General features: G+C 48.9%; 14 protein-coding genes, 1 pseudogene and 1 other annotated feature. Of the genes and pseudogenes, 10 read left to right on the forward strand and 5 right to left on the reverse strand.

Annotation, left to right across the window (positions count from 1 at the left end):
* Positions 1 to 138 precede the first annotated feature (138 nt).
* From ffh to rplS, 5 genes and pseudogenes are all read left to right on the forward strand, one after another.
* The gene (ffh, locus tag RHD99_RS05130; protein ID WP_183270321.1) at positions 139 to 1,500 is read left to right on the forward strand and encodes a signal recognition particle protein; all 1,362 of its coding nucleotides are present in this window, start codon (positions 139 to 141) and stop codon (positions 1,498 to 1,500) included.
* A 137-nt stretch (positions 1,501 to 1,637) separates the two neighbouring features.
* Positions 1,638 to 1,886, forward strand: coding sequence for a 30S ribosomal protein S16 (gene rpsP / locus RHD99_RS05135; protein WP_034457320.1), 249 nt, complete (start codon positions 1,638 to 1,640; stop codon positions 1,884 to 1,886).
* An 18-nt stretch (positions 1,887 to 1,904) separates the two neighbouring features.
* Positions 1,905 to 2,453 (forward strand): ribosome maturation factor RimM, encoded by a 549-nt coding sequence (rimM, locus tag RHD99_RS05140; protein ID WP_270145683.1) that lies wholly within the window; start codon positions 1,905 to 1,907, stop codon positions 2,451 to 2,453.
* Positions 2,454 to 2,498: 45 nt separating this feature from the next.
* Positions 2,499 to 3,267: pseudogene (gene trmD / locus RHD99_RS05145) on the forward strand (tRNA (guanosine(37)-N1)-methyltransferase TrmD).
* A gap of 164 nt (positions 3,268 to 3,431) precedes the next feature.
* Positions 3,432 to 3,782, forward strand: coding sequence for a 50S ribosomal protein L19 (gene rplS / locus RHD99_RS05150; RefSeq protein ID WP_034457314.1), 351 nt, complete (start codon positions 3,432 to 3,434; stop codon positions 3,780 to 3,782).
* Positions 3,783 to 3,838: 56 nt separating this feature from the next.
* On the opposite strand, the gene RHD99_RS05155 is transcribed toward rplS, so the two are convergent.
* On the reverse strand, positions 3,839 to 4,210 hold the full coding sequence (locus RHD99_RS05155) for a DUF2799 domain-containing protein (protein ID WP_183270318.1): 372 nt from the start codon (positions 4,208 to 4,210) through the stop codon (positions 3,839 to 3,841).
* A gap of 289 nt (positions 4,211 to 4,499) precedes the next feature.
* Here RHD99_RS05155 and aroF point away from each other — a divergent pair, with 289 nt between their 5' ends.
* From aroF to RHD99_RS05170, 3 genes are all read left to right on the forward strand, one after another.
* A complete protein-coding gene (gene aroF / locus RHD99_RS05160) occupies positions 4,500 to 5,570 on the forward strand; it encodes a 3-deoxy-7-phosphoheptulonate synthase AroF (RefSeq protein ID WP_183270317.1) in 1,071 nt (356 codons plus the stop codon).
* A gap of 11 nt (positions 5,571 to 5,581) precedes the next feature.
* On the forward strand, positions 5,582 to 6,703 hold the full coding sequence (gene tyrA, locus RHD99_RS05165; RefSeq protein ID WP_309877741.1) for a bifunctional chorismate mutase/prephenate dehydrogenase: 1,122 nt from the start codon (positions 5,582 to 5,584) through the stop codon (positions 6,701 to 6,703).
* Between the two features lie 75 nt (positions 6,704 to 6,778).
* Positions 6,779 to 7,654, forward strand: coding sequence for an SMP-30/gluconolactonase/LRE family protein (locus RHD99_RS05170; RefSeq protein ID WP_309877743.1), 876 nt, complete (start codon positions 6,779 to 6,781; stop codon positions 7,652 to 7,654).
* 29 nt (positions 7,655 to 7,683) lie between these two features.
* Here RHD99_RS05170 and pheA read toward each other — a convergent pair whose 3' ends face one another.
* The 4 genes from pheA to bamD all read right to left on the reverse strand — a co-directional run bounded on the left by pheA (position 7,684) and on the right by bamD (position 10,439).
* Positions 7,684 to 8,844: a bifunctional chorismate mutase/prephenate dehydratase gene (pheA, locus tag RHD99_RS05175; protein ID WP_183270314.1), complete on the reverse strand. Its 1,161-nt coding sequence runs from the start codon at positions 8,842 to 8,844 to the stop codon at positions 7,684 to 7,686.
* 21 nt (positions 8,845 to 8,865) lie between these two features.
* Positions 8,866 to 8,991: a sequence feature (Phe leader region), on the reverse strand.
* The gene (gene pheL / locus RHD99_RS05180; protein ID WP_101706155.1) at positions 8,943 to 8,990 is read right to left on the reverse strand and encodes a pheA operon leader peptide PheL; all 48 of its coding nucleotides are present in this window, start codon (positions 8,988 to 8,990) and stop codon (positions 8,943 to 8,945) included. (Overlaps the previous feature by 48 nt.)
* A 102-nt stretch (positions 8,992 to 9,093) precedes the next feature.
* On the reverse strand, positions 9,094 to 9,432 hold the full coding sequence (gene raiA, locus RHD99_RS05185; RefSeq protein ID WP_183270313.1) for a ribosome-associated translation inhibitor RaiA: 339 nt from the start codon (positions 9,430 to 9,432) through the stop codon (positions 9,094 to 9,096).
* A 269-nt stretch (positions 9,433 to 9,701) separates the two neighbouring features.
* Positions 9,702 to 10,439, reverse strand: a complete 738-nt coding sequence (gene bamD / locus RHD99_RS05190; RefSeq protein ID WP_183270312.1) for an outer membrane protein assembly factor BamD — start codon at positions 10,437 to 10,439, stop codon at positions 9,702 to 9,704.
* 130 nt (positions 10,440 to 10,569) lie between these two features.
* Between bamD and rluD the strand changes: the two genes are divergently transcribed.
* Both rluD and yfiH read left to right on the forward strand, forming a co-directional pair.
* Positions 10,570 to 11,550, forward strand: a complete 981-nt coding sequence (gene rluD / locus RHD99_RS05195; RefSeq protein WP_270143581.1) for a 23S rRNA pseudouridine(1911/1915/1917) synthase RluD — start codon at positions 10,570 to 10,572, stop codon at positions 11,548 to 11,550.
* Positions 11,547 to 12,278 (forward strand): purine nucleoside phosphorylase YfiH, encoded by a 732-nt coding sequence (gene yfiH / locus RHD99_RS05200; protein WP_309877747.1) that lies wholly within the window; start codon positions 11,547 to 11,549, stop codon positions 12,276 to 12,278. The genes rluD and yfiH overlap by 4 nt, the downstream gene beginning before the upstream one ends.
* Positions 12,279 to 12,332 lie beyond the last annotated feature (54 nt).

Below are 12,332 nucleotides of genomic sequence, written 5' to 3' on the forward strand. Positions count from 1 at the left end.
ATCACTTACTTTAGTAAGCTCGTGGGGATAAGCTCCCTTGCCGCCTACCCACAACTTGAACTATTTAGGGTATAATCCGCCAAATTCTGTTTTGTGTCGCAAGCTGCGGCCCTAAGTTACCACGTTAGGCAAAAGACAATGTTTGATAATTTAACTGACCGTCTGTCGCGCACACTGCGCAATATCAGCGGCCGCGGGCGGCTGACTGAAGAGAATGTAAAAGAAACTCTGCGCGAAGTGCGCATGGCACTTCTGGAAGCGGATGTTGCGTTGCCGGTGGTGCGAGACTTTATCAGCCGCGTGAAAGAGAAAGCGGTTGGTCACGAAGTTAACAAAAGCCTGACCCCAGGTCAGGAGTTCGTCAAAATCGTTCGTGCCGAATTGGTCGCGGCGATGGGCGAAGAGAACGCGAGCCTGAATCTTGCGGCACAACCGCCAGCCGTAGTGTTAATGGCGGGCCTGCAAGGTGCGGGTAAAACGACAAGCGTAGGTAAATTAGGTAAGTTCCTGCGTGAAAAGCACAAAAAGAAAGTGCTGGTCGTTTCTGCCGACGTTTATCGTCCGGCGGCGATAAAACAGCTGGAAACTCTGGCTGAACAAGTTGGTGTCGATTTCTTCCCTTCAGATGTCGGGCAAAAACCTGTCGATATCGTTAATGCGGCGCTGAAAGAAGCGAAGCTGAAGTTCTTTGACGTACTGCTGGTGGATACCGCTGGTCGTTTGCACGTTGATGAAGCGATGATGGATGAAATCAAACAGGTTCATGCTGCGATTAATCCAGTTGAAACCCTGTTTGTTGTAGACGCCATGACGGGGCAAGATGCGGCAAATACCGCAAAAGCTTTCAACGAAGCGTTGCCACTGACGGGCGTCGTGCTGACGAAAGTCGACGGTGATGCGCGCGGCGGTGCGGCACTTTCTATTCGTCACATCACCGGTAAGCCAATTAAGTTCCTGGGTGTAGGCGAAAAAACCGAAGCACTGGAACCTTTCCACCCTGATCGTATTGCTTCTCGTATTCTGGGGATGGGCGATGTTTTATCGCTTATCGAAGATATTGAGAGCAAAGTTGACCGTGCTCAGGCTGAAAAGCTGGCAAGCAAGCTGAAGAAAGGCGATGGGTTTGATCTCAACGATTTCCTCGATCAGCTCAAGCAAATGAAAAACATGGGCGGCATGGCGAGTATGATGAGTAAATTGCCAGGTATGGGGCAATTGCCGGATAACGTTAAGTCGCAAATGGATGACAAAGTCCTGGTGCGTATGGAAGCCATTATTAACTCCATGACGCTCAAAGAGCGTGCGCAGCCAGAGATTATCAAAGGTTCACGCAAACGTCGTATCGCGATGGGTGCGGGTATGCAGGTGCAAGACGTCAACCGTCTCCTTAAGCAGTTCGACGACATGCAGCGCATGATGAAGAAGATGAAGAAGGGCGGAATGGCGAAAATGATGCGCGGCATGAAAGGTATGATGCCGCCAGGTTTCCCAGGCCGTTAATTTCTGTAATTTTTGTTTTGCGGGTAAAACAAAAATTGATTTCCGCTCAGGAATGAGTACAATTTTCGGGCTTTTAATATGACACCAGGCTCCATCCCTCGATGGGGCCTGGTGTTTTATTCACTAAAGAGGATGTTATGGTAACTATTCGTTTAGCACGTCACGGCGCTAAAAAGCGTCCGTTCTACCAGGTTGTTGTTACTGACAGCCGTAATGCACGTAACGGTCGCTTCATTGAGCGCGTTGGTTTCTTCAACCCTATCGCTGGTGAAAAAGACGAGGCAACTCGCCTGGATCTGGATCGCATCGAGCATTGGGTTGGCCAAGGCGCAACCGTTTCTGATCGCGTATCTGCGCTGATCAAAGCAGCAAAAAAAGCAGCTTAATCTGTCACGGTGGTCATGATGAGCAATCAAATCTCCGCAAAGGCACCTGTTAACCCAATCGTATTGGGTAAGATGGGATCCTGCTACGGTATTCGAGGTTGGCTCAGAGTGTTTTCCTCCACCGAAGACGCCGATAGCATTTTTGACTATCAGCCCTGGTTTATCCAGAAGGCGGGTCAGTGGCAGCAAGTACAGCTGGAAAGCTGGAAGCACCACAATCAGGATCTGATCATCAAGCTGAAAGGCGTTGACGATCGGGATGCCGCGAATCTTCTCACTAATTGCGAAATTGTGATTGATTCAACGCAATTGCCTCATCTCGGCGAGGGTGACTACTACTGGAAAGACCTTATGGGTTGCCAGGTAGTGACGACTCAGGGATATCAGCTTGGTAAAGTCATCGACATGATGGAAACCGGCTCAAATGACGTTCTCGTCATTAAGGCAAACCTGAAGGATGCGTTCGGTATCAAGGAGCGGCTGGTTCCGTTCCTCGATGGGCAGGTTATCAAGAAAGTCGATCTCGCTACTCAAACCATTGAAGTAGATTGGGATCCTGGTTTTTAAAACCTCCGGATTAACGGTAAAAGACGGCGTAATGGGGATTGGCTTGTGTTTATTGGTGTAGTTAGCCTGTTTCCAGAGATGTTCCGCGCAATTACCGACTTCGGGGTAACTGGCCGGGCAGTAAAAAATGGCCTGCTGAGCATCCAAAGTTGGAGTCCACGTGATTTCACTTATGACCGGCACCGTACCGTGGACGATCGTCCTTACGGCGGCGGACCGGGTATGCTTATGATGGTAAACCCTTTACGGGAAGCCATCCACGCAGCAAAAGCAGCGGCAGGGGAAGGTGCTAAGGTTATCTATCTTTCACCTCAGGGGCGCAAGCTTGATCAAGCAGGCGTCAGCGAACTGGCAACAAATGAGAAGCTAATTCTGGTTTGTGGTCGGTACGAAGGGATAGATGAGCGCGTAATCCAAACCGAAATTGATGAAGAATGGTCAATCGGCGATTACGTACTCAGTGGTGGTGAATTACCAGCAATGGTGCTGATTGACTCAGTTTCACGGTTTATTCCGGGAGTTCTGGGGCATCAGTCATCAGCAATCGAAGATTCGTTTGCTGATGGATTGCTTGACTGTCCACACTATACTCGTCCTGAAGTGTTAGAAGGCATGGAGGTTCCGCCAGTATTACTGTCGGGGAACCATGCAGAGATTCAACGTTGGCGCCTGAAGCAGTCGCTGGGCCGTACCTGGCTTAGAAGACCTGAACTTCTGGAAAACCTGGCTCTGACTGAAGAGCAAGCAAGGTTGCTGGCGGAGTTCCAACGGGAACACGCAAATACAGCAACATAAACATGATGGGATGGCGTAAGCCCCCAAACCCCAAAATAGTTGGAGTTGCAGCAAGGTGGCAAGCGAGTGAATCCCGATGAGCTTACTTATGTAAGTGATTCGGGTGAACGAAAGCAGTCAGCGCAGATGCAGCTTCAAATATGAAGGGGAAATATCAGTTTACCCAGGATAAGAGATTAAATTATGAGCAACATTATTAAGCAAATTGAACAAGAACAGATGAAACAGGATGTACCTTCATTCCGTCCGGGTGATTCCGTGGAAGTGAAAGTATGGGTCGTTGAAGGTTCTAAAAAACGTCTGCAGGCATTTGAGGGCGTGGTTATTGCTATCCGTAACCGCGGTCTGCACTCTGCATTCACTGTTCGTAAAATTTCCAACGGCGAAGGTGTTGAGCGTGTATTCCAGACTCACTCCCCAGTAATCGACAGCATTACTGTTAAACGTCGTGGTGCCGTTCGTAAAGCTAAACTGTACTACCTGCGTGAGCGTACTGGTAAATCTGCTCGTATCAAAGAGCGTCTTACTAAGTAAGATTTCGCTAACGCGACATCCATATAAAGGGCTGCCATTTGGCAGCCCTTTTTTGTTTAATGCATGAGTGATTCCTGTAATCCCTCACGGCTGGCTTTTTCCCATATTGCGCGGCGCTCAGCTACATCTGGCAGCGTTTCACAACTGGAAGGGAATGATTTCCCACTTTGTCCTTGAATGGCTAAAAACTTCGGATCACAAATCCGCTGCTGGCCATCCGCATATCCTTTTAACCATTCTTCACGATCCACATTTTCATCGTTATGCAAATGCGCAATGACGGGATTACTTCTTATTGGCTGTCCAGACATCGCATCATCCCAACCTGCCTGATACCAATCGGTAGGAGCCGGAGTTGGCGCATGCGTGTAGGGATCAACATAACAAGCAGACAGTAACAGGATCGGAATCAGGGCCAGGTAGCGCATAGTGAGGATATCCATTTCAAAGCGTATTATCTGAGCATAGAGCGCTTATGACTTTGCATTACGCTATTTTTGCAGAGTGCATGGTTGAGCATAAAACAAGCGTGATTATGCAGTGCTGTATATTTATGTTTACATTAATTGTGAATTAATGGGCTTTAAGCGGCATTTATTTTCAGTGTGTAATTTATTGTTTACGCATTATGGATTGCATTCTTTACTAAAGATGGTAAGGTAGTGCCATCCTCACTGAGGAAACGACTATCGCAAACGAGCTAACAGGACTGCCATCATGCAAAAAGACGCGCTGAACAACGTTCATATTTCTGACGAACAGGTATTAATCACTCCGGATCAACTGAAAGCGGAATTCCCACTGACCGCTGCTCAAGAAGTGCAGATTGAGCACTCTCGCCAGACGATTTCCGATATTATCGCTGGCCGCGATCCTCGTCTGTTGGTGGTGTGTGGACCTTGCTCGATCCACGACCCTGAAACTGCGATTGAATATGCTCGTCGTTTTAAAACGTTGTCTGAAGAAGTTAGCGATAGTCTGTACCTCGTGATGCGCGTCTATTTTGAAAAGCCACGTACTACCGTCGGCTGGAAAGGGCTGATCAACGATCCACACATGGACGGCTCGTTTGATGTTGAAGCTGGTTTGAAAATTGCTCGTCACTTACTCGTAGAATTGGTCAGCATGGGTCTGCCGCTGGCGACAGAAGCACTTGATCCGAACAGCCCGCAATACCTGGGCGATTTGTTCAGCTGGTCCGCGATTGGTGCTCGTACCACTGAATCCCAGACCCACCGTGAAATGGCTTCGGGCCTTTCAATGCCTGTTGGATTTAAAAATGGGACTGACGGTAGCCTTGGAACCGCGATAAATGCGATGCGTGCTGCATCTATGCCGCACCGTTTCGTTGGCATCAACCAGGCAGGCCAGGTTTGCTTGCTACAAACTCAGGGGAACCCTGATGGCCATGTGATTTTGCGCGGAGGCAAAGCACCAAACTACAGCCCGGCAGATGTCGCACAGTGTGAAAAAGAGATGGTGCAGGCGGGACTCCGCCCAGCCTTGATGATAGATTGCAGCCATGGCAACTCAAACAAAGACTACCGCCGCCAGCCGGGCGTGGCTGAATCAGCTGTCGCTCAAATTAAAGATGGTAACCGTTCGATTATTGGCCTGATGATAGAAAGTAATATCCACGAAGGTAATCAATCATCAGAGCAACCACGCAGTGAAATGAAGTACGGTGTTTCTGTAACAGATGCTTGCATCGACTGGGAAACGACTGAGACCTTACTGCGCGAGATTCATCAGGATCTGAACGGCACGCTTGCGGCGCGTAAGGCATAAGAGGTTTTACTATGGTGGCTGAATTGACCGCGCTGCGCGATCAAATTGATGAAGTGGATAAGGCGTTGCTGGGGTTGCTGGCACGCCGCCTGGAATTGGTAGCGGAAGTTGGCGAAGTCAAAAGCCAGTATGGTTTACCGATTTATGTCCCGGAACGTGAAGCTGCAATGCTGGCTTCACGCCGCAAGGAGGCAGAAACGCTGGGTGTTCCTCCTGATTTGATTGAAGATGTGCTGCGCCGAGTCATGCGCGAGTCTTACTCGAGCGAGAATGACAAAGGGTTTAAAACACTGTTTCCTGCGCTGCGTCCGGTGGTTATTGTCGGCGGCGGCGGGCAGATGGGGCGTCTTTTTGAAAAGATGCTCACCCTTTCTGGCTATCAGGTGCGCATTCTGGAAAAAGAAGACTGGGCACAGGCTGCGGAATTGATGGTTGATGCGGGCATGGTGATTGTCAGTGTGCCGATTCATATTACCGAGCAAGTTATCTCCCAACTTCCACGTTTGCCTGATGACTGTATTCTGGTTGATCTGGCGTCGGTGAAAAATGGCCCGCTGCAAGCGATGCTGGCCGCGCATCAAGGTCCCGTTCTTGGGTTACACCCAATGTTCGGCCCGGATAGCGGAAGTCTTGCGAAGCAGGTCGTGGTCTATTGCGATGGCCGTCAACCAGAAGCTTACCAGTGGTTCCTTGAGCAAATTCAAGTCTGGGGCGCTCGTTTGCACCGTTCCACCGCTATTGAACACGATCAGAACATGGCATTTATTCAGGCGTTGCGCCACTTTGCAACCTTTGCATATGGTCTGCACCTGGCTGAAGAGAATGTTCAGCTCGAACAGTTACTTGCGCTTTCATCGCCCATTTATCGCCTGGAACTGGCGATGGTAGGTCGATTGTTCGCCCAGGACCCACAGCTTTACGCCGATATTATTATGTCTTCCGAAAGCAATCTGGAGCTTATCAAGCGTTACTACAAGCGATTCGGTGAGGCAATTGGCTTACTTGAGCACGGTGATAAGCAAGCTTTCATCGACAGCTTCCGTAAAGTCGAACATTGGTTTGGCGATTACGCACAGCGCTTCCAGAGCGAAAGTCGAACTTTGTTACGTCAGGCAAATGATAGCCGACCGTAATTTCAATAAAGGTTTTATACTCAAAAGCCATCAGGGAAACCTGGTGGCTTTTTTATTGGCTATAAGGATAAAGAAATGGCACAGCCGCAAGTTCTGTTCGATTACACCGGTCATTTACCTGAATGCCCTACGTGGAGTGCAGAGGAAAATTGCCTTTACTGGACGGACATTCTTGAAAATGAAATTCATCGTTACAACACGATAAACAGTAAACACGATGTGATTAAGTTTTCCGAGGAAGTCGGCTGTTTTGCTTTGTGTGAAACCGGGGGCTTTATTGTCGCGTTGCGAAGTGGAATTTATCTCACCAACCGTACTGGCCTTATCACTTGCAAAGTCTGTGACAATCCAAGTAACCCCGCTTTGGCTCGTTTCAATGATGGCGGCACTGACAGAGATGGGCGTTTTTATGCCGGAACATTTTGGGGACCAGGTGACTACAATGGCGCATTGTTATGTCGTGTAGATATCGATCTGACTGCGCATGTTATCCAACATGATATTCATGGCGCTAACGGTTTGGCATTCAGTGAAGATAAAAAATGGATGTACACATCGGATACACCTAACCGCGTGATTTATCGAACTCCCCTGGAAGAAAATGGTGAACCGGGGAAGCGTGAAGTGTTTAAGCGTTTTGAGCCAGGGCAGGGGATACCCGATGGCGCGGCGATAGACGAAGAAGGTTGCTACTGGACGGCGTTGTTTGATGGCTACCGTATTGCGCGTTTGTCGCCTGATGGCGATGTTCTGGAAGAGCATCAGTTGCCGGTACGCTGCCCAACGATGGTGTGTTTCGGTGGCGATGACATGAAAACGTTGTTCATTACGACGACGCGAGAAAATATGGGTGATACCGAAGTTGCTGAAAGGCCGCTTTCTGGTGCGATTTTTACACTTCAAGTCGCGGTTGCGGGGATGCCGAAACTGAAATTCAAAGTGAGCCAGTAAGCCAGCTTGACGCTGGCTTACTGCCAGTATCAAGCCGGGTCGACAGGTACAACGTTTTCACTTGGGTAACAGCCAAGCACTTTCATCGAACGAGTAATTTCACCAAGCTCGCGTAGCGCTTTGCGCATTGCTTCATCATTCAGGTTTGCCTGAACATCCAGATAAAACATCTCTTCCCACGGGTTGCCGTTTATCGGGCGCGATTCCAGTTTTGTCATAATCAGATTGTGATTTCGCAACACCAGAAGGGCTTCTACCAATGCGCCAGCTTGCTGACCTGTCGCCATGAGTAATGTCGTTTTGGCTGGGACCTGGTCGGTCACTTCAATCGATTTGCGAGCCAGTACGATGAATCGGGTAATGTTCTGTGTCTGGTTAGCCAGATTACGTTCCAGAACTTGCAAACCATACAACGCCCCACCGGCTTCACTGCCAAGCGCTGCGACATGTGGCGAGTTAGCCTGAGCCACTTTTTCCATCGCCGCAGACGTGCTTTCGCAGTATTCGATTTTCCAGTTCGGATAACGGTTAATGAATTGGCTACATTGCTGGAAAGGCTGCGGATGGCTGTATACCGTATGGATTGTGTCTAAATCTGTCGTGCCGTTGACAAGCACGCAGTGATCGATTGGCACGGTCATTTCGGCAACGATGGATAAGCTCGTATGCTGCAACAAATCGTAGACATCGTTTATCGCACCGGAGCTGGTGTTTTCTAGCGGCACAACGGCGTAATCCGCCTGACCCGTTTCAACCTGGTTAAAGATGTCATGGAATTTGGCACAGCCACTTTCAATGAATTGCTCGAAGTGACGAGCAGCATACTGACGTGCGGCCAGGTGCGAGTAAGAACCTTTCGGACCAAGGAAAGCAATCCGTGCTGATTGTGGATTGGTTTTATTAAGGTGTTGCTGTAATAGCGCTTGCTGCGTCAGAACTGAATCTTCAATGATAAGTTGGAACAGACGCGTAATATAATGAGCGTCCAGATTATGCGCTTTACCGAGGTTGATCAGGCGTTCCAGCAAGTCACGCTCGCGGTCGATATCACGTACCGGGCGGTGAGTCGCGAGCTTGGCTTTTCCGACTTCTACAGCCAATAAGCGACGCTCTGCCAGCAATGCCAGCAATTTTACATCCAGGGCGCTGATTTTATCGCGCAGTGCCAGCAATGGGTTTGTCTCACTCATAACGCTACCTTTTCGAAGTCCATAAAAAAGGCCTCCCGCTTGGGGAGGCCTGTTTGTTCGTCTTCGCATTCTTTATCACACGACGAATTGCCTCCCATTCAGGGGAAGGTAAAAAAGAATGCGAAGAAAAACGGAATTAATTTCATGGTTGGTTCCTGATAAGTCAGACAAGTAAGGTACTCGCTCTGTTTTCGCTCTGTCAATAAAAAACGCGCCCGGAGGCGCGTTGAGTGTAACAAAGCTAATTCATTACTCTTCTTCAACTTCCGCGATAGCAACGTCTTTCACTGAACCTGCTGTGCGACGCGCTTCACCCTTGTGTTGCACTTTATTCAACTGCCGCTCCAGTTTGTTGATCAAATCGTTGATAGCCGTATACATATCATCGTGTTTGGCGCTCGCTACGAGCTGGCCATTTGGCGTATTAATGGTGGCATCAGCCACGAAACCTTTCGGTTCTTTGGACAAAACAATATGTGGGTTAATTAGATGAGTTTGCCACTTGTCCAGTTTAGAGAGACGGTCTGCGACGTGCTGACGAATAGCTGGGGTGATTTCCATTTGCTTGCTGGTAATGTTCATTGTCATAAAGTTACCTCTTGTCTTTCCCGTCTTGGTAACTCCAGCATACCTTTCTGAATGTCAAAATGTGTGATGTAAATCACATTTTTTTGTCGCTTTTTGTCAACAAACCCTTTTTGTGAGGCAGGACAGGATCTCTGTTTTTAGCGCTTGTGGAACGGAGAAATAGCGTCCATATTTGATTGGATGACCTGACGCTAAACCGTTTCAGGTTGGTGTTTCAGGCAATAAAAATGGCAGCCATGGGCTGCCATTTTGTTTTTAGAATCGGTCTATCAAGTATTGCTGCCGTTGGCCGCGATAATTTTTGCAACTTTTTCGGCTTGAGCCGGCATTTGCAGTTCACGATAGGCATTTTCCATCAGCTTCAGACCATCACGGGTGGCCTGAGTATCAGGGAAATCACGCAACATTCCTTCGACACGGTTAACTACTGCAACCCATGCGCCGCGTTTAGTGTAGTATTGCGCCACGGAAAGCTCATATTTCGCTAAACGATCTTTCAGGAATACCAGACGCTTTGTGGCATCGGTGACATACTGGCTTTTCGGGTAACCTCGAACCAGCTTAGAGAAATCGTTGAATGCGTCACGCGCATGAGCAGGATCGCGGTCAGAACGATCTACGCCAAAGAAACCTTGTAATGCGCTATCATCCAGTGCCATGTCCGTCAGACCACGCATGTAAAGTACGTAGTCGATGTTTGGATGGGTAGGATTTAGACGCATAAAGCGGTCAATAGCTGCCTGAGCCAGTGGCAAGTCAGCATTCTTGTAGTAAGCGTAAATGAGATCTAACTGCACTTGTTGCGAGTAAGGCCCGAACGGATAACGGTTATCCAGCGCTTCCAGTTGCGTTATCGCCGCTTTAAAGTTACCGTCCTGCAACTTTTGTTGGGCAGTCGCATAGATCTCAGAAGGTGGACTATCAGGAACCTCATCCTTGGAACTGGAGCAACCAGCCAAAGCCAGGCTCAACGTGGCTGCTGCCACCAGATATTTCATACGCGTCATGACGTTTTGACTTTCCTCAGAATGTTATCCGGGAGGCTCACAATACCAGCTCCCGATAAAGACCAGCTACAATAGCACACTATATTAAACGGCATTGCCGTAAAACCCAACGTTAACGAAGAAGCTGTCTATGGCACAACTAGTACAACTCAACGCAACAGTATCCGAATCTCAACTCGGTCAACGCTTAGATCAAGCTTTGGCCGAATTGTTCCCGGATTATTCACGTTCGCGTATAAAAGAATGGATTCTTGATCAGCGCGTGCTGGTCAATGGCAAAATCAGCGACAAACCGAAAGAAAAAGTGTTGGGTGGAGAAAGCGTCACTATCAATGCTGAAATCGAAGAGGATGTGCGCTGGGAACCACAAGATATCCCGCTCAATATTGTCTATGAAGATGACGATATTCTGGTGATTAACAAACCGCGTGATTTCGTTGTGCATCCTGGTGCGGGTAACCCTGATGGGACCGTACTGAATGCACTGCTGCATTACTATCCGCCGATTGCCGATGTACCACGTGCTGGCATCGTGCATCGTCTGGATAAAGACACGACAGGCTTGATGGTCGTGGCGAAAACCGTTCCTGCGCAAACTCACCTTGTTGAGGCATTGCAATTACGTGAAATCACGCGTGAATATGAAGCCGTTGCAATCGGTCATATGACTGCTGGTGGCACAGTGGAAGAGCCAATCAGCCGCCATCCGACCAAGCGTACCCACATGTCTGTACATCCGATGGGTAAACCTGCGGTCACGCATTATCGAATCATGGAGCACTTCCGTGTGCACACGCGTTTGCGTTTGCGTCTGGAAACGGGTCGTACGCACCAGATTCGTGTTCACATGGCGCATATTACTCATCCACTCGTTGGCGATCAGCTGTACGGTGGCCGTCCGCGCCCACCTAAAGGTGCGTCAGAAGAGTTTGTAAATGTACTGCGTAAGTTTGACCGTCAGGCTCTACATGCAACGATGCTTCGCCTTCATCATCCAATCAGCGGTATGTTGATGGAATGGCATGCGCCAATTCCTCAGGATATGGTTGAGTTGATTGAAGCGCTGCGTGTTGATACAGAACTCCATAAGGATCAACTGGACTGGCTATGAGCAAATTGATCGTCCCGCATTGGCCACTTCCTAAAGGAGTTGCCGCTTGCAGTTCGACACGTATTGGCGGCGTTAGTCAGCCGCCTTACGACTCGCTGAATCTTGGGGCTCACTGCGGTGATAACCTGGATGATGTCGAAGAAAACCGCCGCTTGTTCTATGCCGCTGCCCAATTGCCTACAAAACCGGTTTGGTTAGAGCAAGTGCATGGTACAGACGTGCTAAAACTTACCGGCGAACCTTATCTGTCTAAACGTGCAGATGCTTCATATAGTTCAACGCCAGGTGCCGTTTGTGCGGTAATGACAGCAGATTGTTTGCCAGTGCTATTCTGTAATAAGGCAGGAACCGAAGTTGCGGCTGCTCATGCGGGATGGCGTGGCTTGTGCGAAGGCGTGATTGAAGAAACCGTAGCCTGTTTTAAAGACGCGCCAGAAAACATTATGGCGTGGCTTGGCCCGGCTATCGGTCCTGAAGCATTTGAAGTTGGCCCTGAGGTGCGCGAAGCATTCATGGCTAAAGATATACAAGCTGAAAGCGCTTTTCGCCTTTCGGGGGAAAAATACATTGCTGACATCTTTACCCTGGCTCGCCAGCGTTTGTCTGCCGTTGGGATCAATCATGTCTATGGTGGCGACCGTTGTACTTACAGCGAAGCGGGTGATTTTTTCTCATATCGACGCGACAGAACCACAGGCCGTATGGCAAGTTTCATTTGGCTGATATAACCTATTGAATCAAGACGATCCAGTGCGGGTAACTAAAGCTTCAAATATTTCAGG

The sequence above is a fragment of the Buttiauxella selenatireducens genome (assembly GCF_031432975.1).
Taxonomy (GTDB): domain Bacteria; phylum Pseudomonadota; class Gammaproteobacteria; order Enterobacterales; family Enterobacteriaceae; genus Buttiauxella; species Buttiauxella selenatireducens.